23 protein-coding genes and 1 pseudogene are annotated in these 26,841 nt (G+C 75.5%); 12 read left to right on the top strand and 12 right to left on the bottom strand.

Annotation, left to right across the window (positions count from 1 at the left end):
* Positions 1-111 precede the first annotated feature (111 nt).
* Both F1C76_01560 and F1C76_01555 read left to right on the top strand, forming a co-directional pair.
* Entirely contained in the window at positions 112-468 is a 357-nt protein-coding gene (locus F1C76_01560; GenBank protein ID QNG35468.1) for a BlaI/MecI/CopY family transcriptional regulator, read from the top strand.
* 8 nt (positions 469-476) lie between these two features.
* On the top strand, positions 477-1,403 hold the full coding sequence (locus tag F1C76_01555) for a M56 family metallopeptidase (protein ID QNG35467.1): 927 nt from the start codon (positions 477-479) through the stop codon (positions 1,401-1,403).
* A gap of 12 nt (positions 1,404-1,415) precedes the next feature.
* Here the strand turns inward: F1C76_01555 and F1C76_01550 are convergent, their stop codons facing one another.
* The 4 genes and pseudogenes from F1C76_01550 to F1C76_01535 form a co-directional block, all read right to left on the bottom strand.
* Positions 1,416-2,816, bottom strand: coding sequence for a glutamine synthetase (locus F1C76_01550; protein QNG35466.1), 1,401 nt, complete (start codon positions 2,814-2,816; stop codon positions 1,416-1,418).
* A 42-nt stretch (positions 2,817-2,858) separates the two neighbouring features.
* Positions 2,859-4,088 (bottom strand): MFS transporter, encoded by a 1,230-nt coding sequence (locus tag F1C76_01545; GenBank protein QNG35465.1) that lies wholly within the window; start codon positions 4,086-4,088, stop codon positions 2,859-2,861.
* Positions 4,085-4,759: pseudogene (locus F1C76_01540) on the bottom strand (helix-turn-helix domain-containing protein). The gene F1C76_01545 and the pseudogene F1C76_01540 overlap by 4 nt, the downstream one beginning before the upstream one ends.
* A 15-nt stretch (positions 4,760-4,774) precedes the next feature.
* Complete coding sequence (locus tag F1C76_01535) at positions 4,775-5,248, bottom strand: Lrp/AsnC family transcriptional regulator (GenBank protein ID QNG35464.1); 474 nt, start codon at positions 5,246-5,248, stop codon at positions 4,775-4,777.
* Between the two features lie 35 nt (positions 5,249-5,283).
* On the opposite strand from F1C76_01535, the gene F1C76_01530 reads away from it, so the two are divergent.
* Positions 5,284-7,047 carry an alpha-keto acid decarboxylase family protein gene (locus F1C76_01530; GenBank protein QNG35463.1) on the top strand — a complete coding sequence of 588 codons (1,764 nt, stop codon included), beginning with the start codon at positions 5,284-5,286 and terminating at the stop codon, positions 7,045-7,047.
* Positions 7,048-7,050: 3 nt separating this feature from the next.
* Here F1C76_01530 and F1C76_01525 read toward each other — a convergent pair whose 3' ends face one another.
* On the bottom strand, positions 7,051-7,743 hold the full coding sequence (locus tag F1C76_01525; protein QNG35462.1) for a hypothetical protein: 693 nt from the start codon (positions 7,741-7,743) through the stop codon (positions 7,051-7,053).
* A 162-nt stretch (positions 7,744-7,905) separates the two neighbouring features.
* Here F1C76_01525 and F1C76_01520 point away from each other — a divergent pair, with 162 nt between their 5' ends.
* Together F1C76_01520 and F1C76_01515 are read left to right on the top strand one after the other, a co-directional pair.
* The gene (locus F1C76_01520) at positions 7,906-9,417 is read left to right on the top strand and encodes an APC family permease (protein QNG35461.1); all 1,512 of its coding nucleotides are present in this window, start codon (positions 7,906-7,908) and stop codon (positions 9,415-9,417) included.
* 18 nt (positions 9,418-9,435) lie between these two features.
* Entirely contained in the window at positions 9,436-10,524 is a 1,089-nt protein-coding gene (locus F1C76_01515; GenBank protein ID QNG35460.1) for an epoxide hydrolase, read from the top strand.
* A gap of 75 nt (positions 10,525-10,599) precedes the next feature.
* Here F1C76_01515 and F1C76_01510 read toward each other — a convergent pair whose 3' ends face one another.
* Positions 10,600-11,142, bottom strand: coding sequence for a TetR/AcrR family transcriptional regulator (locus F1C76_01510; protein QNG35459.1), 543 nt, complete (start codon positions 11,140-11,142; stop codon positions 10,600-10,602).
* 76 nt (positions 11,143-11,218) lie between these two features.
* Between F1C76_01510 and F1C76_01505 the strand changes: the two genes are divergently transcribed.
* Complete coding sequence (locus tag F1C76_01505) at positions 11,219-12,487, top strand: FAD-dependent oxidoreductase (protein QNG35458.1); 1,269 nt, start codon at positions 11,219-11,221, stop codon at positions 12,485-12,487.
* Here F1C76_01505 and F1C76_01500 read toward each other — a convergent pair.
* Entirely contained in the window at positions 12,480-13,352 is an 873-nt protein-coding gene (locus tag F1C76_01500; protein ID QNG35457.1) for an SDR family NAD(P)-dependent oxidoreductase, read from the bottom strand. The genes F1C76_01505 and F1C76_01500 overlap by 8 nt on opposite strands.
* Here F1C76_01500 and F1C76_01495 point away from each other — a divergent pair.
* Entirely contained in the window at positions 13,351-14,484 is a 1,134-nt protein-coding gene (locus tag F1C76_01495) for an amidohydrolase (protein ID QNG35456.1), read from the top strand. The genes F1C76_01500 and F1C76_01495 overlap by 2 nt on opposite strands.
* Here the strand turns inward: F1C76_01495 and F1C76_01490 are convergent.
* Positions 14,472-15,464 carry an FRG domain-containing protein gene (locus F1C76_01490; GenBank protein ID QNG35455.1) on the bottom strand — a complete coding sequence of 331 codons (993 nt, stop codon included), beginning with the start codon at positions 15,462-15,464 and terminating at the stop codon, positions 14,472-14,474. The genes F1C76_01495 and F1C76_01490 overlap by 13 nt on opposite strands.
* A 23-nt stretch (positions 15,465-15,487) precedes the next feature.
* Here F1C76_01490 and F1C76_01485 point away from each other — a divergent pair, with 23 nt between their 5' ends.
* The 4 genes from F1C76_01485 to F1C76_01470 all read left to right on the top strand — a co-directional run bounded on the left by F1C76_01485 (position 15,488) and on the right by F1C76_01470 (position 21,690).
* Entirely contained in the window at positions 15,488-16,735 is a 1,248-nt protein-coding gene (locus tag F1C76_01485) for an amidohydrolase (GenBank protein QNG35454.1), read from the top strand.
* A gap of 94 nt (positions 16,736-16,829) precedes the next feature.
* Positions 16,830-17,996 carry a YibE/F family protein gene (locus F1C76_01480; GenBank protein QNG38927.1) on the top strand — a complete coding sequence of 389 codons (1,167 nt, stop codon included), beginning with the start codon at positions 16,830-16,832 and terminating at the stop codon, positions 17,994-17,996.
* 47 nt (positions 17,997-18,043) lie between these two features.
* Positions 18,044-18,613 (top strand): class I SAM-dependent methyltransferase, encoded by a 570-nt coding sequence (locus F1C76_01475; protein QNG38926.1) that lies wholly within the window; start codon positions 18,044-18,046, stop codon positions 18,611-18,613.
* Positions 18,610-21,690 (top strand): AfsR/SARP family transcriptional regulator, encoded by a 3,081-nt coding sequence (locus F1C76_01470; GenBank protein ID QNG35453.1) that lies wholly within the window; start codon positions 18,610-18,612, stop codon positions 21,688-21,690. Before F1C76_01475 ends, F1C76_01470 begins: the two co-directional genes overlap by 4 nt.
* On the opposite strand, the gene F1C76_01465 is transcribed toward F1C76_01470, so the two are convergent.
* The 4 genes from F1C76_01465 to F1C76_01450 all read right to left on the bottom strand — a co-directional run bounded on the left by F1C76_01465 (position 21,671) and on the right by F1C76_01450 (position 26,327).
* Positions 21,671-23,251: a sodium:proton antiporter gene (locus F1C76_01465; protein ID QNG35452.1), complete on the bottom strand. Its 1,581-nt coding sequence runs from the start codon at positions 23,249-23,251 to the stop codon at positions 21,671-21,673. The genes F1C76_01470 and F1C76_01465 overlap by 20 nt on opposite strands.
* A gap of 13 nt (positions 23,252-23,264) precedes the next feature.
* On the bottom strand, positions 23,265-24,083 hold the full coding sequence (locus tag F1C76_01460; GenBank protein QNG35451.1) for an ABC transporter permease: 819 nt from the start codon (positions 24,081-24,083) through the stop codon (positions 23,265-23,267).
* Positions 24,080-25,045, bottom strand: coding sequence for an ATP-binding cassette domain-containing protein (locus tag F1C76_01455; GenBank protein ID QNG35450.1), 966 nt, complete (start codon positions 25,043-25,045; stop codon positions 24,080-24,082). Before F1C76_01455 ends, F1C76_01460 begins: the two co-directional genes overlap by 4 nt.
* Positions 25,046-25,109: 64 nt before the next feature.
* Positions 25,110-26,327 carry a DUF222 domain-containing protein gene (locus tag F1C76_01450; GenBank protein QNG35449.1) on the bottom strand — a complete coding sequence of 406 codons (1,218 nt, stop codon included), beginning with the start codon at positions 26,325-26,327 and terminating at the stop codon, positions 25,110-25,112.
* Positions 26,328-26,434: 107 nt separating this feature from the next.
* Between F1C76_01450 and F1C76_01445 the strand changes: the two genes are divergently transcribed.
* The gene (locus F1C76_01445) at positions 26,435-26,797 is read left to right on the top strand and encodes a TraR/DksA family transcriptional regulator (GenBank protein ID QNG35448.1); all 363 of its coding nucleotides are present in this window, start codon (positions 26,435-26,437) and stop codon (positions 26,795-26,797) included.
* Positions 26,798-26,841 lie beyond the last annotated feature (44 nt).

Genomic DNA, 26,841 nt, shown 5'->3' with positions numbered 1-26,841 from the left:
GGTGGCCCCTTCGCCTGTCGTACGATCGGTCCACTTCTTTCTACGCCGAGTAGAACTGTATTTCTACGGCGCGTAGAGAACCGCTGTGTGAGCCGTGTGACAGGAGGACCGATGGCATCGCTGGGGGAGCTCGAGCGGGCCGTGATGGAGCGGTTGTGGGCCGCCGAGGGGCCGGTGGCCGCCACCGTGCTGCGGGAGGAGCTGGCCGCCTCGGGGGAGCGCTCCATCGCGCTGACCACCGTGCACACGGTGCTGACCCGGCTGGAGTCCAAGGGCTTCGTGGTGCACGACGACGCCCGCCCACGCCGGTTCGCCGCCCGCTCCACCCGCGAGGACCACGCCGCGGACCTCATGCACGAGGTGCTCGGTCAGGCCGGTGACCGGCAGGCCGTGCTGGCCCGCTTCATCGGCTCGGCCAGCCCCGGCGAGGCCGAGATGCTCCGGGCCCTGCTCGCCGGCACCGACTGACCGACCCCGTGCTCCCGCTGTCCGCCGTCCTGCTCGGGGTGCTCGCCGCGCTCCTGGCCTGGCCGGTGCCGGCGGCGCTGGCCCGGGCCGGCTGGACCCGGCGCGACCCGTTGGCCGCGCTGGTCTGCTGGCAGGCCGTGGGGCTGGCTGGGGGCCTGTCGATCATCGGGGCGCTGCTGGTGCACGGGCTGTCCCCGTGGGGCCACTCGCTGCCCGAGGCCTGGTGGCACTGGGTCACCGGCACCCCGGCCGAGGCCCCGGTGCGCGGGGACCACTGGGTGGCCCAGACCCTCGCCGCCGTCCTCGCCCTGGAGCTGCTGGGCGTGCTGGCCCTGAGCCTGGTGCGCACCGCCCGTACTCGGGCCCGGCACCGTGACCTGCTCGAGCTGCTGGTCAGCCCGGCCCCCGACGTCGACGCCCGGGTGCTGGAGTCGCCGGTGCCCGCGGCCTTCTGCATCCCCGGCGCCCGGCCGATGCTGGTGCTGTCCTCCGGGATGATCGAGGAGCTGGACGCCGGTCAGCTGGCCGCCGTCGTCGCGCACGAGCGGGCCCACCTGCGCGAGCGGCACCACCTGCTCCTGCTGCCCTTCGTCGCCTGGCGGGCCGCGCTGCCGGTGCTCCCGGCCGCCGACCGGGCGCACGACGCCGTGCGGGACCTGGTCGAGATGCGCGCGGACGACGTGGCGCTGGCCGAGCTCAGCGGGCCCGCGCCGCGCCGCACCCTGGCCCAGGCGATCGTGGCCGCCGCCGCGGGAGGCGCCCCGCAGGGCGCGCTGGCCGTCAACGGCGGCCCGCTGGCCGTCCGGGTCACCCGGCTGCTGGAACCGCCGGCCCCGCTGCCGGGCTGGGTGCGCCCGGCCGCGTTGGCCGGGGCACTCGCGCTCCTCGCCGTCCCCACCGTGCTGCTCGTCCTCCCGGCGCTGCTGCCCGGCTGACGCCGGCGGGGGTCAGTGCTTCCAGCGGGTGGCCCGGCAGACGCCCTCGGGGGAGGTGTTCTCGAACAGCGCGATCTCCCCGCGGCGGACGTCGACGACGGTGGCGTGCAGCTCCTCGCCGAACGCCTCCGCCAGCGCGGTGTCGGCCTCGAACGCGCGGACGGCCTCCTCCAGGGTGGCCGGCAGGGCCCGGATGCCGGCCTCCCGGCGGCCCTCCTCGCTGAGCGAGGCCGGGTCGACCCCGACCGGGTCGGGCAGCGTGCCGCCCGCCCGCAGCCCCGCGCGGCCGGCGGCCAGGCAGGCGGCCATCAGCAGGTAGGGGTTGGCGGCCAGGTCGAAGCTCTTGACCTCGACGTTGGCCGAGGCCTGCCGGTTGCCGTCGGGGCCGGTGACGAAGCGGATCGCGGCCTCCCGGTTCTCCAGGCCCCAGGCGGCGAACGCGCCGGCCCAGTGCGAGGGCACCAGGCGCAGGTAGGAGGCCACCGAGGGTGCACCGACGGCGAGCAGCCCGGGCAGGTGCGCGAGCAGACCGGCGGTGAAGGCCTCACCCTCGGCGGTCAGCCCGAAGGTGCCGGCCCCGCCGGACATCAGGTTCTCCCCGTCGCGCCACAGCGACAGGTGCACGTGCCCGCCGTTGCCGACGCCGTCGGCGGTGACCTTGGGGGAGAAGGACACCCGCAGCCCGTGCTGGGCCGACACGGCGGTGATCGTGTTCCGCACCAGCAGCGCGGTGTCGGCCGCGCCCACCGGGTCCTCGGCGCCGACGGAGACCTCGAGCTGCCCGCCGGCGTACTCCGGGTGGAACTGGTCGACGGTCACGCCCTCGGCGGCCAGGGCGTCGAGCAGGTCGCGGGCGTAGTCGCTGACCTCGGCCAGCCGGGTCATCCCGTAGGCCGGGCCGGACAGCGCCGGCACGAACGCGTCGCTGTCCTCGGGCAGCCCGTCGGGGTCGGCGACGACCCACTCGATCTCGAACGCGCCCCGCACGCTCAGGCCCTCGTCGGCGAGCTCGGCGACCAGCCGCCGCAGCAGCGAGCGGGAGCACTGCACGTGCGGCGTCCCGGCCTGGGTGTAGCGGTCGACCGGCGCCCACGCCCAGCCCGGCTGACCGGCGAGCAGGGTGAGCCGGGACAGGTCGGGGTGCAGCCGCAGGTCGCCGATCGCTGAGCCGGCGAACCGGCCGGCCACGATCGAGTCGTCGAGCAGGAAGCCGTCGAACACCGGGCTCATGCCCACGCCCCAGGCCGCCGCCGAGGGCAGCTTCGCCAGCGGCACGGTCTTCACCCGGGTGATCCCCGAGGTGTCCACCCACGGCAGGGCGACGCCGACCACGCCGGCGTCCTCCAGCTCGGGGAGCAGGGCCTCGGCGGCGGCGCGGCGTTCGTCGCGGGTGTGCTGATCGAGCTGGTCCATGCGCGGAGTCTGCCGCCGCCCGGGCCGGCCCACCACACCGGCTCAGGCCGCCGGCACCTCGTCGGCCCGCCGGAACCCCGAGATCGTGAGGCCGACCGCGGTGGCCGCGATCAGCACGGCTCCGGCGACCAGCGCGACCCGGGGTGAGGTGGCGACGGCCAGCGCACCCCCGAGCGGGGCGCCGACCACCACGGCGGCCCGGTTCAGCGAGCGCATCGTGGCGTTGGTGCGCCCCTGCAGCCGGTCGGGGGTGACGGTCTGCCGGTGGGTCATCTCGAACGGCCCCTCCAGGCCCATGCCGAACCCGAACAGCACCTGCCCGAGGACGGCGGCAGGCAGCGCGGGGCCGACCAGGAGCGGCAGCCCGGCCAGCGTGAGCACGCCGAGGGTCTCGAGCGCCCGCCCCAGGACGACGGTGCCCGGGCCGCCGGTGCGCCGACCCACCGCACCGGCCACCGACGTGCCGAGCAGCGCCCCGACACCGGCCCCCGCCGTCGTCACCCCGAAGCCGAAGGCACCCAGGTCGAGCACGTCCAGGCTGTAGGCCACCGCCACGGTGCCGACCGCGGCGTTGCCGACGAACCAGACGTGGGTGGCCAGCGCGAGCGGGCACAGCGTCGGATGCCGGTACAGCCAGGACAGGCCCTCGCGCAGCTCGCCGAGCACCGCCCGGCGGGGTGCCCGCGGCGGGCGGGGGTCGGCCAGCGGCGTGCGCCAGACGAGCACCGCGGCGACCACCTGACCGACCGCGTCCACCGCCAGGGTGAGCGGTGCGCCGATGACCCCGGCCAGCGCACCGCCCAGCAGCGGCCCGCCGCCCTGGGCGACCGCCTCCGACTGGTGCAGTGCGGTGTTCGCCCGGGCCAGCCCGGCGGTGGGCACCAGCCGGGGGAGCAGCGACTGCTGGGCGGCGTCCCCGAACACCGCGAGCAGCCCGAACCCGAACAGCACCGCGGCCAGCGAGGCCACGGTCAGCCCGCCGGTCGCCCAGAGCACCGGCACCAGGGCGAGGACGACGCCGCGGCCCAGCCCGGTGCCCACCAGCAGCGGCCGGCGGCGCACCCGGTCGGCGACCACCCCGGCCAGCAGCCCGACCAGCAGGTAGGGAGCCCATCGGGCGGCGTTGACCCACCCCTGGTCCAGCGACGAGCCGCCCAGGGTCACCGAGACCAGCACGCCGACGGCGACGGTGGTGACGTAGGAGCCGAACGTGGAGACGGTCGAGGCGGTCCAGAACAGCGCGAACCCCGGGGTGCGGGGCTCTGGGGTCACGGCAGGTCGGCTGCGATCGCCGACGCGGTGGCGACGACGGCCCGGCCGATGTCGGCCACGTCGTCCCGGTTGCCGGTGTAGACCACCGCGGCCGCCGCCCGGGCGGTGCCGTCGGGGGCCAGCACGGGGGCGGACACCGAGCGCACGCCGGGGATGACCTCGCCCTCGCTGACCGCCCAGCCGGTGGCCCGCGCGGTGACGAGCTCGGGCCGGTCGTCGTCCGCGGGCGGGTCGGGCATCAGCAGGGCGAGCCCCGGCGCGCCGAGCCCGACCGGGTGCCGCGTGCCCGGGCGGCGGGTGACGTGGCTGGGCACGTCGCGCGGCTCGACGCTGGTGAGGGTGACCGCGTCGGCGCCGGCCCGGACGACGAGGAACCCGGTGCAGCCCAGCCGCTCGACCAGCGGGGTCAGCCGCGTGGTGGCCGCGGACTGCAGGCTGGTCCGCACCCCGCGGGCCAGCACCGACACGGTGAGCCCGAGCCCGAACCGGCCGGCCGGGTCGCGCTCGACGAAGCCGCGGTCCTCCAGCGTGCGCAGCAGCCGATAGGTGATCGAGCGGTGCAGGTCGACGGCGGTGGCGATCTCCATGACCGGCCGGGGTGAGCCGGCCTCGGCCAGGTGCTCCAGGATGCGCAGGCCCCGGTCCAGGGTCTGCGACTGGGGCGCGGGGGCGGTCACGGCCACACCCTACGAGCGGGCCCGCTGCGCCAGCAGCGGCGCGAGCCGCATCGGCACGACCTCCACCAGCGCGATCACGGTGCTCGCCCGCTCGACGCCCGGCGCGGTCAGCACCAGCTCGGTGATCCGGTAGAGGTCGGCGGTGTCCCGGGCGACCACCCGCGCCAGCAGGTCGCCCTCCCCGGTGGTGGCCAGCACCTCGACGACCTCGGGGATCGCGGCCAGGGCGGCGGCCGCGCCCTCCCCGCCGCCGCGCTGGCTCAGCGACAGCGTCATGAACGCCAGCAGCCCGCGGTCGAGGGCAGCGGCCTCCACCCGTCGGCTCGGTGCGCCCAGCGCCCCCTCGGCCTCCAGCCGGCGCAGCCGGGCGTGCACGGTGTTGCGGGCCAGGCCGAGCCGGGTGGACAGCGCCATCGTGGAGGCCTGCGGGTCGTCGTCCAGGGCCAGCAGGATGCGGGCGTCGGTGGCGTCGAGGGTGGGCATGCTGCGCAGCTCCAGCAGGTCGGTCGGGCTCCTAGTTGCGCACTCTGCGCAGCGTGTCGGCACATGGTTGCGCACTCTCGCAGTGCGCCGCCACCCTGGCGCTCGTGACCGCACTCGACGAGCGCCCCGCGTCCCGCCCGACGACCACCACCGTGAGCGTCGCGGAGTACCTCGGGGCCCGGCTGCTGCAGGCCGGTGTCACCGACCTGTTCGGTGTGCCCGGGGACTTCAACCTGGACCTGCTCGACGGGCTGGCCACCGTCGAGGGGCTGGCCTGGGTCGGGTCGCCCAACGAGCTGGGCGCGGGCTACGCCGCCGACGCCTACGCCCGCGTGCGCGGGCTCGCCGTGCTGATCACCACCTACGGCGTGGGGGAGCTGTCGGCGATCAACGCCCTCGCCGGGGCGGCCGCGGAGGACGCCCCGCTGCTGCACGTCGTCGGCTCGCCCCGCCGGGCCGCCGTGGAGGCCGGCGCCCTGGTGCACCACACGCTGGCCGACGGCGAGTTCGGGCACTTCTCCCGGGCCGCCGCCGAGCTCACCGTGGTCACCGAGACGCTGACGCTGGAGCGGGCCGCCGAGCAGATCGACACCGTCGTCCTGGCCGCCACCACGCACCGCCGGCCCGCCTACCTGTCCGTGCCGCAGGACCTCGCGCTGGCCCGGATCGACGCCGGCCCGCTGGAGCACCGGCTCACCGCGGCGTCCGACCCGGCTGCGCTGCACGCCTTCGAGACCCGGGTGACCGAGCTGCTGGTCGACGCCCAGCGCCCGGTGCTCGTCGTCGGCCAGCTGGTGCCGCGCTTCGGGCTGGGCGCCGACCTCGCCGACCTCGCCGCCCGGGCCGGCGTCGCCGTGGTCACCCAGTTGTCCGCGCGCGGCGTCCTCGACCCCGAGCACCCCTCGTTCGCCGGCGACCACGCCGGGACGATGCTGGACAACGGCACCGCCGAGCTGGTCGCCGCCGCCGACGTCGTGGTGCACGTCGGGACGCTGCTGACGTCCGAGCTCACCGGCTTCGGCTCGCACCGCCGTCCGGGCGTCGACACCCCGTTCCTGGCCGCCACCGAGGCCGGCTTCGGGGCCACCGCCACCGGCCGGGTGCTCCTCCCCGACGCACTGGCCGCGCTCGACCGGGCACTGGCCGGCCGCCGCGGCCCGCGGTTCGCCCGCGCCGACCGACCCGTGGCCTCGACCCCGGTGCACGCTCCGGACGCACCGCTCACCCAGGCCGCCACCTGGGACCTGCTCGCCGCCGCCCTGCCCGAGCACACCGCGCTGCTCGCCGACACCGGCACCGCCTACTGGGGTGCCGCCGGCATGCCGCTGCCCGCCGACACCGTGTTCGGCGGCCAGCCGGTGTGGAGCTCGATCGGCTACGCGCTGCCCGCCGTCCTCGGTCAGGGCCTGGCCGACCGCGCCCGTCGTCCGGTGCTGGTGATCGGCGACGGCGCCGCGCAGATGACGGTGCAGGAGCTGTCCACCATCGCCGCGGCCGGCCTCGCCCCGGTCGTGCTGCTGCTGGACAACCGCGGCTACACGATCGAGCGCGCCCTGCAGAGCCCGCGGGCCTCCTACAACGACGTCGCCGCCTGGGACTGGTGCGCGCTGGTCCCGGCGCTCACCGGGGACCGCGGCCGGGCGGTGTCGGTGCGCACGGCCGGCGAGCTGTCCGCCGCCCTGGCCGACGCCTTCGCCGACACCACGCACCTGGTGTTCGTGCAGGCCCACCTGGACGCCGATGACACCCCGCCGCTGATCGACGCCCTGGCGCGGCTCGCCACCGCCACCAAGGGCTGAGGCTCAGGCGGGGGAGAGCCGCCACCCGGCGTCGTCCCGGCTGCTGTGCACCAGCCGGAGCACCGCGTACAGCGCGACGACGACGCCGAGCATCTCCAGCAGCTCCTCGGCCGCGGTGACCAGGAGGTAGCCCGCCCGGTCGCCGTGGGCCAGCAGCACCTGTCCGCTGACGGTCTCCAGCACCAGCGCGCCGGTGAAGAACAGCACCGCGGCCAGCAGGAACGGGCGCCGGTCGGCCGGGGACACCGCCCGCAGCCCGCGCACCAGCAGCACCAGCGCGACAACGGCCAGGGCCAGACCGGGCAGCACCCAGGTGAAGTGCAGCCCGGAGTCGACCACCCCGCCGAGCCGCTCGTGCAGCCCGGTCAGCTCGTCCAGCGACAGTGCCAGCAGGCCGACACCGAGCAGGCCGAGGAAGCGGGCCACCCGCGGGTGCGTCGGCCGGTGCAGCCCCGCGACCGCGAGGGTCACCACGCCGGTGACCACCAGCAGACCGCCGGCGAACCAGGTCGGCAGGTTCATCTCGGTGTTGACGTCGAAGTACTGCAGCCACCAGGGCGGCACGATGCCGGGGGTGGCGATCTCGCGGCGGTAGGCCAGCCAGCGGCTGAGGAGGCTGACCGCGACGACCGCGACGGCCACCACCGCCAGCACCCGGGCCAGGCGGTGGCCGGTGCGGATCTCGGTCGGGGGCACGCCGGGACGGTAACGGCGGGTGATGAGACCCCGGTGAGAGCCCGGCGCAGGACACGACGCGTGAACACCGTGTGACGTCCGCGCCGATCTGGCCCACGGGGGCGCACACTCCCCGCACCAACCCCCGTTGCGCTGTGCAACGGCTGTGCGTGAGGAGTCGTCATGGCGGTCGCCGACCAGGAACGGTCCACGAAGGGCGGCCTGCGCCGCTCGCTGTCGGTGTGGCAGGCGATCGGGCTCTCGGTCGCGCTGATGGCGCCGTCGATGGCGGCCAACATCAACCCGCAGGGGACGGCGTCCACCGTCGGGCGGGCCGTGCCGCTGGCGTTCCTGCTGGCCGCGGTCGGGGTGCTGCTGGTGGCCTACGGGTTCGTCCGGCTGTGCCAGTACTTCCAGCACGCGGGGAGCGTCTACGCCTTCGTCGGGGCCACGCTCGGCCCGCGCACAGGGCTGTTCTCCGGGTTCGGCCTGCTGGGCACCTACTGCTTCTACGGCGTGGTGACCGCGAGCGCGACCGGCATCTTCGGGACGGCGTTCCTCACCCAGGTCGGCATCTGGCCGAACCCGCCGTCGTGGGGGCCGTTCGTGATCGTCGCCGTCGCCCTCGTCGCGGCCTACCTGCTCACCGTCGTCCCGGCCAAGCGCGGCACCAGCGTGCTGCTCAGCGTCGAGGGCGTCACCGTCGCGCTGATCCTGGTGATCGTCGCCGTCGTGCTGGTCCGCCTGGTCGGGGGCAGCACCCCCGACGAGGGCACCTTCGCCGACCGCGGCTTCACCCTCGACGTCTTCAGCGTCTCCCCGGGCACCGACGTCTCCGCGGTGTTCCTCGGCGTCGTCTTCGGGTTCCTCTCCTTCGCCGGCTTCGAGGCCGCGGCGACCCTGGGGGAGGAGGCGAAGAACCCGCGGCGGGACATCCCCCGCGCGATCCTGGGGACGGCGCTGTTCGGCGGCGTGTACTTCGTCGTCGTCACCGCGGTGGAGATGATGGCCTTCGGCACCGACGACGCCGGGGTGGCCGCCTTCACCGCCTCCCCGTCGCTGCTCGGCGACATCGGCACGAGCTACATCGGCTCCTGGATCGGCGACGTCATCACCCTCGGTGCCGCGATCAGCGCCTTCGGCTGCTGCCTGGCCTGCGTCGTCGGGGCGTCCCGGTTGGTGTTCGCCTTCTCCCGGGACACCGCGTCCGAGGGCAGGGAGACCAGCGGGCTGGCCGCGGTGAACGGCGAGGGCGTGCCCGCCCGGGCCGCGCTGGCCTCGACCCTGGTGATGGCGCTGATCGTGGCCGTCAGCGCGCTGTTCTTCGGCGCCCAGGCCGAGGACACGTTCTTCTGGTCGGGCACCATCGGCACGCTGATCCTGCTGGTGGCCTACGTGCTCACCACGGTCGGGGCGATCCGGCTGGTGTTCGTGCAGAAGAAGCTGCCCGGGGTGCCGATGTGGCAGGTGGTCATCCCGGCCGCGGCGCTGGTCGTGCTCGGCTACACGATCATCCGCAACGTCTTCCCCTACCCGGCCTACGCCGACGGTGCCGCGTTCTGGTTCCCCGTCGTGGCCGGCGGGTGGCTGCTCGTCGGGCTGGTCGCGGTGCTCGCCAAGCCGGCCATCGCCCGCCGGGCCGGGGCGGCGCTGATGGCCGCCGAGCTGGGCAGTCGGGAGGCGGTGGGCAGCTGAGGTGGGTTACATGGGGCCGTGGCTGACACCGACGTCCACCCGTTCACCGTCGACATCCCGCAGGCCGAGCTCGAGGACCTGCGGGAGCGGCTGGCCCGCACCCGCTGGCCGGCCGACCAGCAGCTCGAGGGCGAGCGCGGCATCCCGCTGGAGCTGACGAAGCGGCTGGCCGCGCACATGGCCGGGGAGTGGGACTGGCGCGAGCACGAGGCCGCGCTCAACGCCCACGATCAAGTGCGGACGACGATCGACGGCACCACGGTGCACGCCCTGCACGTGCGGGCGGTAGACCCGGACGCGCCGGTCGTCGTGCTGCTGCACGGCTGGCCGGGGTCGGTGGTGGAGTTCCAGCAGGTGATCGGGCCGTTGGCCGAGACGATGCACGTCGTCGTCCCGTCGCTGCCCGGGTACGGCTTCTCCGGGCCCACCCCGACCGGTGGCTGGACGTCGCAGCGGATGGCCGCCGCGATCGCCGAGCTGATGGCCCGGCTGGGGTACGGGTCCTACGTCGCGCACGGTGGCGACTGGGGCTCCCGGGTGGCCCGCGACCTCGCGGTGGTCGACGCGGCGCACGTGGCCGGCATCCACGTGACGATGACGATGGGGCTGACAGACGGGTCCGACCAGCGGGCCGCCGACCGGGCGACGACCTACGCGAAGGAGCTGTCGGGCTACAACAAGACGCAGGCCACCAAGCCCCTGTCGCTGGCCCCGGCGCTGACCGACTCCCCGGCCGGGCAGCTGGCCTGGATCGCCGAGCGGTTCCGTGACTGGACCGACCCGGCCTCCGACGTCCTCGGGCCGCAGACGCTGGGCCAGGTGCTGGCGAACGTCGCCGTCTACTGGTTCACCGGGACGGCGGGGTCGTCGTCCCAGCTGTACTGGGAGCGCCGCGAGCACCCCGGCGACGAGTGGTCGGCCACGGTGCCCACCGGGGTGTGCGTGCTGCCGCACGACATCCACCTGCCCTCGCGGTCGGCGGTGGAGGCGGCCACCACCCTGGTGCACTGGACCGAGCTGCCCCGGGGTGGCCACTTCCCGGGCATCGAGGTCCCCGAGCTCCTGGTCGAGGACATCAGGACGTTCGTGGAGCGGGTCGTCCGCTGACGCCCCGCCACCGAGTGACAGCTGAGCGGGGTTCCCGGGCCTGTGCGAGCCCGCTGAGCTGTCACTCGGCGAGGGTCAGTCCAGGAGGTAGTGCCGCAGGGTCGGGCCGAGCCAGGTCTGGGCGTCCTCCCGGGACATCGCGACCAGCGGGGGGACGCGCAGCACGTACCGGGCCAGAGCGAAGCCGAGCACGGTGGCGCCCACCAGGGCGGCGCGCTCGGCGGGTCGGTCGTCGGTCACCGCGGCCAGCGCCGGGGCCACCTGGGCGGTGAACACCTCCCGCATCGCAGCGGCGGCCACCTCGCTGGTGGTCGCCGCGCGCAGCAGGGCCAGGAACGTGGGGTCGTCCTCCCAGACGGCGAAGAACCGGTCGACCAGCACCCGCGCCAGGTCCCCGGCCCGCACGCCGGTGAGGTCGGGGAGCCCCAGGTCGAGGTCGGCAGCTCGGGTGAACAACCCCTGCTTGCTGCCGAAGTACCGGATGACGAGTGCGGCGTCGACGCCGACGTCGGCGGCCACCGCGCGGATCGTCGTGCGGTCGAAGCCGTCGGTGGCGAACCGGGCCCGGGCCGCGTCGAGCAGGGCCTGCTCGGTGGCGGCGGCATCGCGGGGGCGCATGGCCGGAGCCTAAGTCATCAGGCGTTGACACCAGGCCTACCGTCATGTCATCGAGTGATGACACGAGGAGGCCGGCATGGACGACGTCGTGGTCGTGGGGGCGGGACCCACCGGGTGTGCGGTGGCCGGGGAGGTGGCCCGGGCCGGTGGTTCGGTGACCGTGCTGGAGAAGCACGCCGCGCCCAGCCCGCTGAGCAGGGCGTTCGGGGTGCACGCCCGCACCCTGGAGCTGCTGGACAGCCGCGGCCTGGCCGACGAGCTGGTCGCCACCGGCACCCCGGTCGACCGGTTGCAGCTGGTCGGGGACGCCGGGCTCGACCTGAGCGGGCTGCCCAGCCGCTTCCCGTTCGTGCTCATGACCCCACAGGTGCACGTCGACCGGTTGCTGGAGCGCTACGCCCTCGACGCGGGTGCCCGGGTCGAGCGCGGGGTGACCGTCACCGGTCTCGACCAGGACGGCGACGGCGTCGTCGTCCGGGCGGGGGAGCGGGAGTGGCGGGCCCGCTGGGTGGTGGGCGCCGACGGGGTGCACAGCGCCGTCCGGCAGCTGGTCGGGCTGCCGTTCCCGGGCCGGACGGTGCTGCGCTCGGTGGTGCTGGCCGACGTCCGGCTGCCCGGGCTGGCCGCGACCGAGCTGCGGGTGGACGTCGACGCGCACGGCTTCGGGTTCCTCGCCCCGTTCGGCGACGGCTGGTTCCGGCTCATCGGGTGGGACCGCCGCCGCCAGGTCGGCACCGACGCACCCGTGGAGGACGCCGAGGTCGCCGGGCTGCTGCACCGGGTGTTCGGGCTGCCGATGGGCGAGGTGCGCTGGTCGTCCCGGTTCGCCAGCGACGAACGCCAGGTGCCGACCTACCGGGCGGGCCGGGTGCTGCTGGCCGGCGACGCCGCGCACGTGCACTCACCCGCGGGCGGGCAGGGCATGAACACCGGCATCCAGGACGCGTTCGCGCTGGGCTGGCGGCTGGCCGCCGGCGACCCCGACGGCTACGAGCGCGAGCGGCGTCCGGTCGGTGCCACGGTGCTGCGCTCCTCGGGGGCGACGATCCGGCTGATGACCCTGGGCGGCGTCCGGGGCCGGGTGGCCCGGGCGGTGGTGCTGCGCGGTCTGCTCCGGCTGCCAGCGGTCGCCCGCCGCGGCGCCGGGCTGTTCTCCGGGGTCGGCATCCGGTACCCCGGCCCGGGGCTGGTGGGCACCCGCGCCGGCGATGTCCCCCTGCGCGGGGCCCGGCTGGCCGAGCGGCAGCGGACGGCCGGCTTCGTGCGGATCGGAGCCCAGGAGCGCACCGACGGCGGCCCAGGCCTGCTGGTCCGACCCGACGGCCACATCGCCGAGGTCAGTTGATCCCGGTGAGCTGCTCGGACGCCGTCCACAGCGCCTTTGCCAGGTCCACGTCGGAGGCCGACTGCGACCGGCCGACCAGCGTCGGGGCGCCGCGGCCCTCCTGGAACCCGGACGGGCCGGCGTAGCTGCCGCCGGGCAGGTCGGCGGTGGCGGCGAAGAGGGTGGGCAGCGCGCCGTCGGTGTCGGACTGGGCGATGAACCGGTTGCCCAGCTTCATCCCGAGGTCCTTGAGCCGGCTGCCGGTGTGCGACTGCAGGTTGGTCGCGGCGTACCCGGGGTGTGCGGCCGTCGAGCGCACCGGGGAACCCGCGGCGGTGAGCCGGCGCTGCAGCTCGAGGGTGAACAGCAGGTTCGCCAGCTTCGAGGCCCCGTAGGCGCCCGTGTCGGAGTAGGGCCGGTTCTCCCAGTTGAGGTCGTCGAGCACGATCCGCCCGCTTCGGTGCAGCCCGGAGGACACGGTGACCACCCGGTCGGTGACGTGCGGCAGCAGCAGGTTCGTCAGCGCGAAGTGACCCAGGTGGTTGGTGCCGAACTGCAGCTCGAAGCCGTCGGCGGTGCGCCCCTGCGGCACCATCATGATCCCGGCGTTGTTCACCAGGACGTCGAGATCCCCACTCCACGCGGCGGCGAACTCCCGCACCGAGGACAGGTCGGCCAGGTCGAGCCGGCGCACCTCGACGTCCCCGGTGATCGACCGGGCGGCCGCCCCGCCGCGCTCGGTGTCCCGAACGGCCATGACCACCCGCGCGCCGGCGGCGGCCAGTGCCCGGGAGGTGGCCAGGCCGAGCCCGGAGTTGGCCCCGGTGACGACGACCGTGCGGCCGGCCTGGTCGGGGATGTCGGCGGTCGTCCACGGGGTGCTCATGCCGTCCACGGTAGAGACTGCGCGGGTGGACCTCACCGGGCTCGAGCTGATCGACCACCACTGCCACGGCCTGGTGCGCCGTGACCTCGACCGCCCCGCGTTCGAGGCGATGCTCACCGAGGCCAGCGCGCCGAGCGCGCTGGGTGGGTCGCTGATGGACTCCCAGATCGGGTTCGCGCTGCGCCGCTGGTGCCCGCCACTGCTGGACCTCGAGCCGCACACCGACACCGACACCTACCTCGCCCGCCGGGCCGAGCTCGGGGCAGACGAGGTCAACCGCCGGCTGATGGCCGCGGTCGGCACGCAGACCTTCCTGGTCGACACCGGCTACCTGCCCGAGCCGATCACCAGCCCCGCCGAGCTCGCTGCGCTCACCGGCGGCACCGGGCACGAGATCGTCCGGCTCGAGGCGCTGGCCGAGGAGTGCCTGGCCGCCGACTGCGGGGCGGGCGGGTTCGCCGCGGCGTTCCGCGAGAAGCTGGCCGAGCGGGCCCGCTCGGCCGTCGGGTGCAAGTCGATCGCGGCCTACCGGGTCGGCCTGGCCCTGGACGGCGCCCGGCCCACCGACCTCGAGGTGTCCCAGGCCGCGGACCACCTGCTGCACGGCCGGGGCCCGCTGCGGATCGCCGACCCGGTGCTGCACCGCTTCCTGGTGTGGTCGGGCATCGACGCGGGGCTGCCGGTGCAGTTCCACGTCGGCTACGGCGACGCCGACGTCGACCTGCACCGCTGCGACCCGCTGCTGCTCACCGACCTGCTGCGGGCCACCGAGCCGGCCGGGGTGCCGGTGCTGCTGCTGCACAACTACCCGTTCCACCGCAACGCCGGCTTCCTGGCCCAGGTGTTCGGCCACGTCTTCGTCGACGTCGGGCTGGCCACGCACAACCTGGGCGCGCGCTCGGCGGCGCTGCAGGCCGAGCTGCTGGAGCTGGCCCCGTTCGGGAAGGTGCTGTTCTCCTCCGACGCCTTCGGCCTCGCCGAGCTGTACGTGCTGGGCACGCTGCTCTTCCGCCGCAACCTGGGGTCCTACCTGGGGGACGGCGTCGCGGACGGCGCGTGGACGGCGGACGACGCCGGCCGGGTCGCCGCGATGATCGGTTCGGAGAACGCCCGGCGGGCCTACCGGCTCTGAGGCCCCGCCTCGGCGTCGTCCTGGGCGGGGACGACGTCGGGCAGCGGGTGGAGCTGTACGTGCTCGCCGCGGTAGGCGTCCCGGAACCCGTCGACGTCGGGGTAGAGGACGGCGCGGGTGCGGTTGAGGGCTGTCAGGTGGTTCCGGATGGTGCCCTTCAGACGCGCCGGGATCACCAGGGCGACGAAAGGCAGCCTCGCTGGTCGCCCCGCTCGGCGGTTGCCCTCGCTGAACAGGGCACCGAGCTTGTCCCTGCCCGGCGGGGATCCCAGTCGCAGAGGGAGCCCGTCGATGCCTCCGGCCATGACGGTCGTGGGCACGGCGCCGGACAGGAACAGGCCCTCCTGTGCCTGCATGCGGGGGTTCGGCACGGTCGGTCGCACGAGGAACGGTTCAGAACGCAATGCAGATTGCCGGAGCGCCCGGCGCAGCGTCCAGGCGTGCGGGTCGGACTGCAGGCCGTAGGTCTGCCTCTGGTGCGGATCGATGGTGTCGTGGGTCGGTAGGGCCGTGACGTCGAACGCGAAGACGACCCCCGCCTGGTCCTCCCCGCCCTCGCAGGCGAACCACAACGCGGTCATCGGGTTGTACGTGACGTCGAGCAACCGGGTGGGGAGCCCGTGGTGCTGGAGGTGGGCCAGGAGGTAGAGGTCCGACGCAAGAGGGCCCATCTCCACGGCCAGCCCCCACTCCCGGGCCTCCCGCAGCATCGCGACCTCGTGCTGGCGCACCAGCTGTTCGTTCGGCAGCGGCTCGCCCTCCGCGACGATCAGCTCCCGCAGCAGGGAGGAGCGCAGTCGGAACGCGCTGTTCGTGCAGCCCCGCCACACGTACCGCCGGTTCGCCGACAGCGACACGATCCGGGTGATCGCCCGGAACGCCTCGTCCTGGGAGTCCACCCGGTGGCCCCACCCGCTGCGGACCCAGCCGGGGTCTGCCTGGTCCGTCACGGGCCGAGTCTGCCCGTGACGTCCCGGCAACGCCTGCCCGGCACCATGGGCGGGTGAGCACCCCCGTCGGCGACCCCGATCCCGCCCTGGCCGCCTGGCACGACCTGCTGCGCGCCGCCGTCGCCGAGGAGCTGCCGGCCGCGGTCGCGCTGCGGCACGCCCTGCACGCCGACCCGCGCCGCTCCGGCGACGAGGCCGACACCACGTCCGCCGTGGTCGCCGCGCTGGGTGCGGGGGAGGGGCGGCAGGTCGCCGGGACGGGCCGACTGGTCCGGATCGGCACCACCACCGGGCCCACCGTCGCGCTGCGTGCCGAGCTCGACGGGCTGGTCGTCACCGAGACCACCGGGGTGGAGTGGGCGGCCACCGGGCCGGTCATGCACGCCTGCGGGCACGACGCGCACCTGGCCGGGCTGGTCGCCGTCTGCCGCGCGGTCGCCCGCGTCGGTGGACCGGCCCCGCTGCTGGCCCTGCTGCAGCCGCGGGAGGAGGGCGCGCCCTCGGGGGCCCGGGACGTCGTGGCGTCCGGGCTGCTGGCCGAGGAGCAGGTGGTCGCCGTCGTCGCCGCGCACGTGCAGCCCCAGCTCGCCGACGGCGTGGTCAACGCGACCCCCGGCCCGGTCAACGCGGCCACCGACGAGTTCACGGTCACCGTCACCGGGCACGGCGGGCACGGTGGCTACCCGCACACCACCGCCGACCCGGTGCTCGCCCTGGCCGCCGTCGTGGTCGCGCTGCAGCAGCTGGTGAGCCGCCGGGTCGACCCCACCGTGGGCGCCGTCCTGGCGGTCACCCAGCTGGACGCGGGCAGCAGCTTCAACGTCGTCCCCGACACCGCCCGGGCCCGCGGTGGCCTGCGGGTGATGCGGGAGAGCGACCGCACGATGCTGCTGCAGGCGCTCGGCGACGTCGCCGAGCACACCGCCGCCGCGTACGGGTGCACCGCCGTCGTGCACAGCGAGAGCAACGAGCCGGTGCTCGCCAACGACCCCGACCTCGCCCGGGCCACGCTGCCCTGGCTGGCCCGCGCCGGGGTCGAGGTGGACGACTCCTGGCGGTCCTTCGGCGCCGACGACTTCAGCCACTACTGCGCCGACGCCCGCGGCCTGATGCTCTTCCTGGGGGTCGACGGCGGTGCGCCGGACGCCGCCGGCCGCCGTCCGGGCCTGCACTCGCCGCGCTTCCTGCCTGGGGAGGACGCCGTCGCCCGGGTCGCCGAGGCGCTGCTGGCCGGGTACCTGGCCGGGGCGGGCCGGCTCGGCCCGGTCGAGCCCCCGCGTGCCGGTCGCCGCCTAGCCTGACCCGGTGCCGGCCCACTCCCACTCCCACGGACCCACGGACGACGCCCCGCCGACCGAGCAGGTGCTCGCCCGCCGCCGGCGGGCGACCTGGCTGATGCTGCTGGTGCTCGTGCCGGTCGCCCTGGCCACCGTCGTCGGGCTGATCGCGCTGTGGCCCTCGGGCGGTGAGACCCGGGCCGGGCAGACCGCCCAGCAGTACCTGCCCAGCGGGAGCACCACGCTGGCCGACGCGCGGGTGGTGTCGCTGCAGACCTACGACTGCTCCACCGGGGCGGTCGAGGGCCAGACGCTCACCTGCGCCACCGCGGTGGTGGAGGTCGTGGAGGGCGCGGGCACCGGGGAGTACGTCTCGATCGAGCTGTCCGCCGACGTGGTCGCCTACGGCATCGAGGAGGGCGAGACGATCGTGGTCGCCCGGTCCGCCGACACGGGCGACGGCCAGGCCAGCTACACCTTCAACGACTTCGCCCGGGGCGCGCCGATCATCACCCTGGCGCTGGGGTTCGTGCTGGTGGTGGCCGCGGTCGCCCGGCTGCGCGGCATCGCCGCCCTCGTCGGGCTGGCGTTCTCGTTCTTCGTGCTGCTGAAGTTCGTGCTGCCCGGGATCCTCGGTGAGAGCTCCCCGACGCTGGTCACGCTGGTGGGCAGTTCGGCGATCATGTTCGTCGTCCTCTACCTGGCGCACGGCTTCAGCGCCCGGACGACGACGGCGCTGATCGGCACCCTGTTCGGGTTGACGCTGGTCGCGGTCATGGGGGCGCTGGCGGTGTCGGCGGCCAAGCTGACCGGGCTGTCGAGCGAGGAGACGGTGCAGCTGTCCACCTTCGACCCGACGCTGGACTTCTCCGGGCTGGTGCTGGCCGGCATCACCGTGGCCGGGCTCGGCGTGCTCAACGACGTCACCATCACCCAGGCCTCGGCGATCTGGCAGCTGCACGAGGTCGACCCGACGCTCACCTGGGCGCAGCTGTTCGCCCGAGGGATGAGCGTGGGCCGCGACCACATCGCCTCCACGATCTACACGATCGTCTTCGCCTACGCCGGGGCCGCGCTCCCGCTGCTGCTGCTCTTCGAGATCTACGACCGGCCGCTGTGGGACGTCGTCACCGGCACCGAGGTGGGCGAGGAGGTCATCCGGACGCTGGTCGGCGCCATCGCGCTGGTCCTCGCCGTCCCGGTGACGACGGCGGTCGGCGCGTTCTTCGCCAAGGCCGCGGGCAACCGGCCCGCGCCGACGCTGCTCACCCGGTTCGCCCGGTGACCCGCACCGACGAGCTGCTGGCCCTGGCGGTCGCGGCACCGGGGTTTATGCCCGAGGACGAGGGGCGGGCGCTGTACGCGGCGGCCCGCTCGGTCGCGGTGCCCGGGCCACTGCTGGAGATCGGCAGCTGGATGGGCAAGTCCGCGCTCTACCTGGCCGCCGCGGCCGACGAGACCGGGCGGGTCGTCGTCACCGTGGACCACCACCGCGGCTCGGAGGAGCACCAGCCCGGCTGGGAGTACCACCAGCCCGAGCTGGTCGACCCGGCCGTCAACGAGCTGGACACGCTGCCCTCCTTCCGCCGCACCGTGCACCCGGCCGAGGACCTGGTGGTCGCCGTCGTCGCCCGCTCGGAGACCCTCGCCCCGCTGTGGGCGGCCCCCCTGGCGCTGCTGTTCCTGGACGGCAGCCACACCGAGGAGTCCGCCCGCCGCGACCAGGACGCCTGGGTCGAGAAGCTCGCCGTGGGCGGCACGCTCGCGGTGCACGACGTCTTCCCCGACCCCGCCGACGGCGGCCAGGCGCCCTTCGGCGTCTACACCCGGGTGCTGGCCTCGGGGGAGTTCACCGAGCTGCCCGGCACCGGTTCGCTGCGGCTGCTGCGCCGGGACGCGTGACCCTCGCCGTCGAGCTGCTCGGGCCGGTCGTCGTCCGGGTCGACGGCGTCCCCACCGAGCTCGGGGTCCGGGCGCGGGCGCTGCTGGCCCGGCTGGCGCTGGACCCCGGCCGGGTGGTCTCGATCGACGCGCTGGTCGAGGCGCTCTGGGACGGCGCCCCGCCGGCCGCCCCGGCCAACGCCCTGCAGGCCGTGGTGTCCCGGGTGCGTCGGGCGGTGCCCGGGGTGCCGCTGCGGGCCCAGCCGCCGGGCTACCTGCTCGACCTGCCCCGGGACGCCGTCGACGCCTGCCGGTTCGAGGACCTGGTCGCCACCGACCCCGGCGCCGCCGAGGCGCTGTGGCGGGGCGAGCCGCTGGCCGACCTGCGTGACCTGGCCTTCACCGCCGCCCCGGCCGCCCGCTGGGCCGAGCTGCGGCTGGTCGGTGCCGAGGGCCGGCTCTCCGGCGCGGGAGCCGCGGAGCTGCCCGAGCTCGACCGGCTCGTCACCGAGCACCCCCTCCGCGAGGCACTGGTCGCCCTACGGGTCCGGGCCCTGCACCGGGCCGGCCGGACGGCGGACGCCCTGGCCGCGTACGAGCAGGCCCGGCGGCGGCTGGCCGACGAGCTCGGGACCGACCCCGGACCGGCGCTGCAGGCCGCCCAGCTGGCCGTGCTCCGGGACGAGACCCCGGAGCGCCCCGTCCTGCGCACGGCGCTCACGAGCTTCCGCGGCCGGGCCACAGAGCTGGACCTGGTCGCCGACCGGCTCGACCGCGGGCGCCTGGTCACCCTGCTGGGCCCCGGCGGTGCGGGCAAGACCCGGCTGGCCCAGGAGGTCGCCCGGCAGCGGGAGTCCACGACCCAGGACGGGGTCTGGTGGGTCGAGCTGGCCCCGCTCGGGGAGCCGCGCCAGCTGCCCGCCGCCGTCCTCACCGCCGTGGGGCAGCGGGGCTCCACCACGCTGGAGCGGGTGCCCACCGTGGTCGAGACCGGGGTGCGGCTCCGGGAGGTGCTCGCCACCCGGCGGGGGCTGCTGGTGCTGGACAACTGCGAGCACCTCGTCGACGCCGTGGCCCGGCTCACCGACGAGCTGCTGGGCTCCTGCCCCGGCCTCGTCGTGCTCACCACGAGCCGGGAGGCCCTCGGCATCCCGGGGGAGGCGCTGGTGCCGGTGGGCCCCCTGTCGGTGCCGGCGGCCGACGACCCGCGGGCCGCCGACTCCGACGTCGTCCGGCTGTTCACCGACCGGGCGGTCGCCGCCAGCCCCGCGTTCGCGGTGACCGCGGGCACCCTGCCGCTCGTGCTCGAGGTGTGCCGGCGGCTGGACGGCATGCCGCTGGCCCTGGAGCTGGCCGCGGCCCGGCTGCGCACGCTGGGCCTGGCCCAGATCGCCGCCCGGCTCGACGACCGCTTCGCGCTGCTGACCGGGGGCAGCCGGGTGGCGCTGCCCCGCCAGCAGACCCTGCGGGCGGTGGTGGAGTGGAGCTGGGAGGCCCTGCGCCCGGCCGAGCAGGCCGTCGGCCGGCGGCTGTCGGTGCCCGCGGACGGGGTGACGCTCGAGGCCGCGGAGGCCGTCTGCGGCGACCCCGACGTGCTCGACGCGATCGCCGGGCTGGTGGAGAAGTCGCTGCTGACCGCGGTGCCCGAGGGGGACGGCGTCCGGTACCGGATGCTGGAGACGGTGCGGGCCTACGGCGCCGAACAGCTGGACGCCGCGGGCGAGCGCGCGGCGACCGAGGCCGCGCACTCCGCCTGGTGCCGGGCCCTGCTGGACCGGCTGGACCCGCTGCTGCGCGGCCCGGGGCAGCTCGACGCCCTGCGCGAGCTGCGTGCCGAGCGCGACGGGCTGCTGGCCGCACTGCAGCGCGAGGTCTCCGCGGGCCGCGGGGACGAGGCCGTGCACCTGGCCGGCCGGCTGGCCTGGTTCTGGCTGCTGTCCGGGCAGCAGGTCGCCGCCGCCCGGCAGCTGGCGGAGGTGGCCCGGCTGCCGTCGTCACCCACCCCGCTGCGCACGGTCTGCCTGACCTTCGCGGCGCTGGCCGCCGCCGACGAGCTCGGCTGGGACGGTGCGCGGGGCGCGCTGACCGAGGTCGTCGCCTTCCCCGACCAGCTCGGTGCGGCCGCGGACGAACCGGTCGCCGCGGTCAGCTGGGCCCTGGCCTCGGTGTTCCTCGGTCGGCCGGAGGGGCTGGACCGTCCGGCCGCGCACCCCGACCCGTGGGTGCGGGCCGTCGTCCGCGCCGCGGTCGGCATGGCCGCGGAGAACGACGGGCGCTACGAGACCCTGTCCGAGGACCTGCAGACCGCCCGGGCGGCCTTCCGCGAGCTGGGCGACCGCTGGGGGATGTCGGTCACCGCGGCCGCGCTGGGCCAGATCGCCGCCCAGGACGGCGACCTGGCCCGGGCGACGGAGCTGGTGACGGAGGCGTTGCGCTGCTCCGACGAGCTGGGCACCTCCGACGACTCGCCCATGCTCCGGGTCCGGCTGGCCCTGCTGCGCGCCGCGGCCGGTGAGCTGGCCGGCGCCGAGGCGGACCTGGACGAGGTCCTCGTGCCCCTGGCACGGACCGGGGGCACCGGGCTCGCCTACGGCGAGGCGGCCCGGGCGCAGGTGGCGCTGCTGGCCGACGACCTCGAGCAGGCCGACCGGACCAGCCGCGCGGCGGTGGGCCGGCTCGCCGAGGCAGCGGGCGCGGGCCTGGACCAGATCGGTGCGCTCGTGCGGACCGTGCGGGCCCAGGTGCTGGCCGGCCGGGGCGCCGTGGCCGAGGCCGAGGAGCTCCTGGCGCAGGCGCAGCAGGGGGCGGCGCAGAGCGCGGGAGACATCCCGGTGCTGGCGACCGTGCTGGTCGGCCGCGCGGTGGTGGCCGAGGCCGCCGGGGAGCCGGCGGCCTCGGCCCGGCTGCTCGGACTGGCCGAGGCGGTGCGCGGCCGGGCCGACCGCGGCGACCCGGCCGCCGCGGCGCTGCGGGTCCGGCTCGCCACGGCGCTGGGCGCGGCCACCGCGGAGGCGGCGGAGGCTGCCGGGGTGGCCGTGGGCCGGGCGGCCGCGCTGGACGAGGTCGGGGCGGTGCTGGTCAGCCCGCGCGGGCTCTGACCTCCAGCGCGATCTGGTCGGCGTCCAGCTCGGCCAGCGCCGCGGTCAGCACGGCGGACTCCAGCCGGCCCAGGTCGCGCTCGTCGAGCAGGGCGGCCCGCTGGGCGTCCAGGACGGCCACCGGGTCGGTCGTGCCGGCGGCCGCGTCGTCCAGCCGGGCACGGACGACGTCCCACTGGGCGGGATCGGCGACGGTGGTGTGGCCGGGCAGCAGCCGCCGGACCACCCACGGCAGGGTCGCGCCCTGCAGCAGCAACGACCCCACCGCGACCGCGACGGCCACCAGCAGCAGCAGCGGACGGGCGGGGGTCTCCGCGGGCAGCGTCTGGGCGGCGGCCAGGGTGATCGCACCGCGCATCCCCGCCCACACCACGACGGCGCCCTGCCGGGCGTCCAGGGGGTGCGCGAGCAGGTGGTCGAGGTCGGCGAGGGCGCGGGCGACCCGCGAGCGGAACTGCGCGACCTGCCGCTCGGTGGGGGTGCGCCGGGGCTTGCGGTGGCCCACCTCCTCCCCGGCGTGCAACCGGGCGAACACGTCCCTGCGCTGCTCGGCGCGGCCGGTCCGGGTGCGTTGGCCGAGGAACAGCAGGCTCACGTAGACCGCCCGGACGACGACGGTGAGCAGCAGGGCGCCGGCGGCGATGCCCAGCGCGGTCCCGACGCCGGCGTGGTCGGCCTGCACGTCGCGGACGATCCCGACCAGCTGCAGGCCCATGAGCAGGAAGACCGCCCCCTCGAGCAGCATCTCGACGCATCCCCAGTTCTGCGCGTCGGACAGCCGGGCGCCGGGGGAGAGCACCCGCGGGGCGCGCCAGCCGGTGGTCAGCCCGGCCAGGACGGCGGCCACCAGCCCGGACGCCCCGGCCAGCTCGGCCGGGATGGCGGCGACGAACGGGACGGCGAAGGACAGTGCCGTGGTGGCCGGGACCTCGTGCAGCCGGGAGCGCACCCAGAGCCCGATCCGGCCGACCAGCACGCCGATCAGCGCGGCGCCGGCGACGGCCCAGACGAACCGGCCGGCCACGCCCCACAGCGAGACCCCGGTGGCCGCCGCGGCGATCGCGGCCCGCAGCACGACGAGGGCGGTGGCGTCGTTGAGCAGTCCCTCGCCGTCCAGGATCGTCACGGCGCGGGCGGGGACGCCGAGCCGGCGGGCGATGGAGGTGGCGACGGCGTCGGTGGGGCTGACCACCGCACCCAGCGCCACACCCCAGGCGAGCCCGAGCCCGGGGACGACCAGGGCGAAGAAGCCGCCGAGGGCTAACGAGCTCAACACGACCAGGACGATCGACAGGCCGCTGACGGCGGACAGCTCGCGGCGCAGGTCCATGGCCGGGACCGAGACGGCGGCGGAGTAGAGCAGCGGGGGGAGCAGGCCGGCGAGCACCCACTCGGGCTCGACCTCGACCGCCGGGAACCCCGGGACCAGGCTGGCCACCACCCCGGCCCCCACCAGCAGCAGCGGGGCGGCGACCCCGAGGCGCTCGCCGAGGGCCGAGGCGGCCACGACGACGAGCACCGCGAGGACGGCGAGGGCGAGGGTGGTGGTCAGCGGGTCCATGTCGTCCTCGGGCTCAGACGCGCCGGCGGTAGGCGCGCATGGCCAGCGGCACGAAGACCACCAGCAGCAGGGCCGACCAGCCGGCGGTCCAGGCCAGCGGCTCGGCGACCGGGCCGCCCAGCAGCAGCCCACGGACGGTGTCGATGACGTGGGTGACCGGGTTGTTGCGGGTGAAGGCGGCCAGCCAGCCGGGCAGCGTGTCGGCCGAGACCAGCGCGGTGCTGCCGAAGGTGAGCGGGAAGGTGGCCAGGAAGCCCACGCCCTGCACCGCGCCGGCGGAGCGGACGGTGAGCCCGATCCAGACGAACACCCAGGACAGGCACATCGCGAAGCCGATCGCGACCACCACGGCCAGGGCGGCCGCGGGCAGGCCCTGCGTCGTCCGGAAGCCCAGCAGGGCGGTGAACGCCAGCAGCACGGTGATCGCGGTGACGAACCGGACGACGTCGGCCAGCACCGCGCCGACCAGCGGCGCCGACCGGGCGATCGGCAGGCTGCGGAAGCGGTCGAAGACGCCCTTGGTGATGTCGTTGTTCAGCGCGACGCCGATGCCGCCGGTGGCGAACATCAGGGTCTGCACGAGGATGCCGGGCACCAGGTAGGTGAGGTAGTCCCGCCAGTCGCCGGCGATCGCGCCGCCGAAGACGAAGACGAACAGCACCGTGAAGATGATCGGCTGGAGGCTGACGTCCATCAGCGCCTCGGGCTGGTGGCGGATCTTCACCACGTTGCGCCAGGCGAGGGTGAGCGCCTGCTGCACGGCGGGCAGCCGGGGGGCGGAAGCGATCTCGGGGACGTCGAAGCGGGGGGCGGGTCGGGTGGCGGTGGTCATGCCACGGCCTCCTTCTCGGGGGTGTCGGACGGGGTGGCGTGCCCGGTGAGGGCGAGGAAGACCTCGTCGAGGCTGGGGAGGCGGACGGCGAGCTCGGAGAGCCCGACGCCCTGGGTGGTGAGCAGGTCGAGCACGGTGCCCAGCAGGGCCTCGTTGCGGACCGGGACCGAGGCGGTGCCGTGTCCGTCGAGGGCCGGGGTGGCGCCGGTGACCTGCTCGAGGACGGCCAGCACGGTCGGGGTGTCGGCCCGGTCGCGGGGTCGCACGGTGAGGGTCTGCGCGCCGGTGCGGTGCTTGAGCTCGTCGCTGGTGCCGTGGGCGACGGCCCGGCCGGTGTCGAAGACGACGATGTCGTCGGCGAGTTCGTCGGCCTCCTCGAGGTACTGGGTGGTCAGCAGCACCGACGTGCCGTCGGTGACCAGGCGGCGGACGACGTCCCACACCTCGGTGCGGCTGCGCGGGTCCAGGCCGGTGGTGGGCTCGTCGAGGAAGAGCACCTGCGGGCGGCCGACGAGGCTGGCGGCGAGGTCCAGGCGTCGGCGCATGCCGCCGGAGTAGGTCTTGGCGGAGCGGTCGGCGGCGTCGGAGAGGCTGAAGCCGGCGAGCAGCTCGGCCGCGCGGGCCTTGGCAGCCGGGCGGGACATGCCGAGCAGCCGACCGATCATGGCGACGTTCTGGGCGCCGGTGAGGTCCTCGTCGACCGAGGCGTACTGCCCGGTGAGCCCGATCCGGCGGCGGACCTCCTGCGGCTGGGTGCGGACGTCGAAGCCCGCGACCCGGGCGCTGCCGGCGTCGGCCCGCAGGAGGGTGGAGAGCACCCGGACGGCGGTGGTCTTGCCCGCGCCGTTGGGGCCCAGCACGCCGAGCACCGTGCCGGCCGGGACGGTGAGGTCGACCCCGTCCAGGGCCTTCGTGCTGCCGTAGCTGAGGGTGAGGCCCTCGGCCTCGATGGTGTGCGTCATGGTGCCCACCGTCGGCCCCGCCGCTGACGTCGCGGTGACGGGGCGCTGACGTGGGCTGACGGCATCAGCTGAGCAGGCGGTCCACGACGATCTCGGTGCCGTCGGGTCGGAACGTGCGCCATCGCTTCCCCCGTGGTGCTCCGTCGTCGCGTTCGACGCGGAACCCGTGGTGGACCTTGGTGTGGTGCCGTTCGCAGAGCAGCGCTGAGTTGTCCAGCGAGGTGTCGCCGTCGTCGCGGAGCCATTCGGCCAGGTGGTGCACATCGCACCAGTGGGTCGGGTTGAAGCAGCCGGCGAAGACGCAGTGTCCGTCCCTGGCCTCGACGGCCTTGCGGATGTGCGGTGGCACGACGCGCTTGGTGCGCCCGACGTCGAGGGGGAGCCCGTCGGGGCCCATCACGATCCGGGTGACCGCGGAGTCGCAGGCGATCCACCGAGCCCGGGCGGCGGAGATGGTGGCACCGAAGCCCGTGGTCGCGGTGTCGGGTCCCGTGGTCGGTTCCATGAGGTCGTCGAGGTCGATGGTGACCATCACCTGCGGCTTGACCGTGCGTAAGAACGGCAGGTCACCCGCGGCGAGGGTGTTGTCGGCCCACTGCACCAACGCGTCGGCCTGCTGCTGCGAGCGGTTCCGCACGTCCCCCAGGGGCCGGTCGGCCTGCACCATCGACTCGATCACCGCCTGGACCTTCTCGAACCCCACGGCGTCGAGGTCGAAGCGACCAGACCCTGACCCGTTGGCGTGCCGGGTCTTGGTGAACCGGCGCTCCTCGGTGGGGTCGGGCTCGGGCCCGTCGGGGTCCAGGGCGTGGCGGAACGCGTTGACCGCGGTCGCGAGCTTCGCGTGCGGCAGCGTGCGAGCGACCTCGGTCCAGGCCTCGTCGAAGGCGTCCAGGTCGATGTCCTGCTCCGCGGCCGCCGCGATGTCACACGGGCGCAGCGCGTGGGCCACGACCCCGACCTGGGCGGCGGTGACCGCCCCCTCAGCGAAGGCGGCTTCCAACCGTGGCAGGTGCTCCAGCACCCGCCCGGCCCTGACCACCGCCGACGCAGCTCCGGCCGACCAGTGGTGGTGTCCGCGCAGCAGCGACTGCATCGTCCTCAGCCCGTCGTGCTCCGCGGCGTCGACCACGTCGGCGTGCCGGACGGTTCGGATCAGCTCGGAGTTGAGCCGGTTGATCGACTGCACCAGCTCCGCCGTCCGGTCCAGCAGCTGCCCGGCCACCAGCGCGTGCAGGTCATCAGCCGAGAGCGCGTCGATGGCGGACCGCAGTTCGCTCACGACACCTCCCAGACCGTTCGATCAGGTGTTCGAAGTCTACCGCAGGATGTTGCCCCAGACCAGCCAAAACCGCAGCTCAGAGGCCCTGTCTCGGTGTTCTCGGACGGATGCGCCCCGTGTCGGAGGACCATGGTCCGGTGACCACTCCCGAGGACGTGCTCGCCCAGGCCCGGGCCGCCACCCAGGCCCAGATCGAGGCGCTCACCGCCGAGTACGCCGCCGTCGTGGAGGCCTCCCGCGGGGACAACGCCGACGACGAGCACGACCCCGAGGGCGCCACCATCGGCTTCGAGCGCGCCCAGCTGGGCGCCGTCCTCGCCCAGGCCACCGCGCGCCTGGCCGAGATCGACGCCGCGACCGCCCGCGTCGCCGCCGGCAGCTACGGCCGCTGCGAGGTCTGCGGCCGGCCCATCGGCGAGGCCCGCCTGGCCGCCCGCCCTGCCGCCCGCACCTGCATCGAGCACGCCTGACCAGGGGCAAGACCGCCGTACGCTCCCCGGCATGACGCGTCGGG

This window comes from Geodermatophilaceae bacterium NBWT11, assembly GCA_014218215.1.
In the GTDB taxonomy this organism is placed as follows: domain Bacteria; phylum Actinomycetota; class Actinomycetes; order Mycobacteriales; family Geodermatophilaceae; genus Klenkia.
This window is presented reverse-complemented; position numbering and strand designations above follow the sequence as displayed.

Excerpts from the sequence above, each read along its gene's own strand:
- F1C76_01560 (QNG35468.1), top strand. The coding sequence starts at position 112 with ATGGCATCGCTGGGGGAGCTCGAGCGGGCCGTGATGGAGCGGTTGTGG.
- F1C76_01550 (QNG35466.1), bottom strand. The coding sequence starts at position 2,816 with ATGGACCAGCTCGATCAGCACACCCGCGACGAACGCCGCGCCGCCGCC.
- F1C76_01535 (QNG35464.1), bottom strand. The coding sequence starts at position 5,248 with ATGCCCACCCTCGACGCCACCGACGCCCGCATCCTGCTGGCCCTGGAC.
- F1C76_01520 (QNG35461.1), top strand. The coding sequence starts at position 7,906 with ATGGCGGTCGCCGACCAGGAACGGTCCACGAAGGGCGGCCTGCGCCGC.
- F1C76_01510 (QNG35459.1), bottom strand. The coding sequence starts at position 11,142 with ATGCGCCCCCGCGATGCCGCCGCCACCGAGCAGGCCCTGCTCGACGCG.
- F1C76_01505 (QNG35458.1), top strand. The coding sequence starts at position 11,219 with ATGGACGACGTCGTGGTCGTGGGGGCGGGACCCACCGGGTGTGCGGTG.
- F1C76_01495 (QNG35456.1), top strand. The coding sequence starts at position 13,351 with ATGCCGTCCACGGTAGAGACTGCGCGGGTGGACCTCACCGGGCTCGAG.
- F1C76_01500 (QNG35457.1), bottom strand. The coding sequence starts at position 13,352 with ATGAGCACCCCGTGGACGACCGCCGACATCCCCGACCAGGCCGGCCGC.
- F1C76_01480 (QNG38927.1), top strand. The coding sequence starts at position 16,830 with ATGCTGCTGGTGCTCGTGCCGGTCGCCCTGGCCACCGTCGTCGGGCTG.
- F1C76_01475 (QNG38926.1), top strand. The coding sequence starts at position 18,044 with ATGCCCGAGGACGAGGGGCGGGCGCTGTACGCGGCGGCCCGCTCGGTC.
- F1C76_01465 (QNG35452.1), bottom strand. The coding sequence starts at position 23,251 with ATGGACCCGCTGACCACCACCCTCGCCCTCGCCGTCCTCGCGGTGCTC.
- F1C76_01460 (QNG35451.1), bottom strand. The coding sequence starts at position 24,083 with ATGACCACCGCCACCCGACCCGCCCCCCGCTTCGACGTCCCCGAGATC.
- F1C76_01455 (QNG35450.1), bottom strand. The coding sequence starts at position 25,045 with ATGACGCACACCATCGAGGCCGAGGGCCTCACCCTCAGCTACGGCAGC.
- F1C76_01445 (QNG35448.1), top strand. The coding sequence starts at position 26,435 with ATGCGCCCCGTGTCGGAGGACCATGGTCCGGTGACCACTCCCGAGGAC.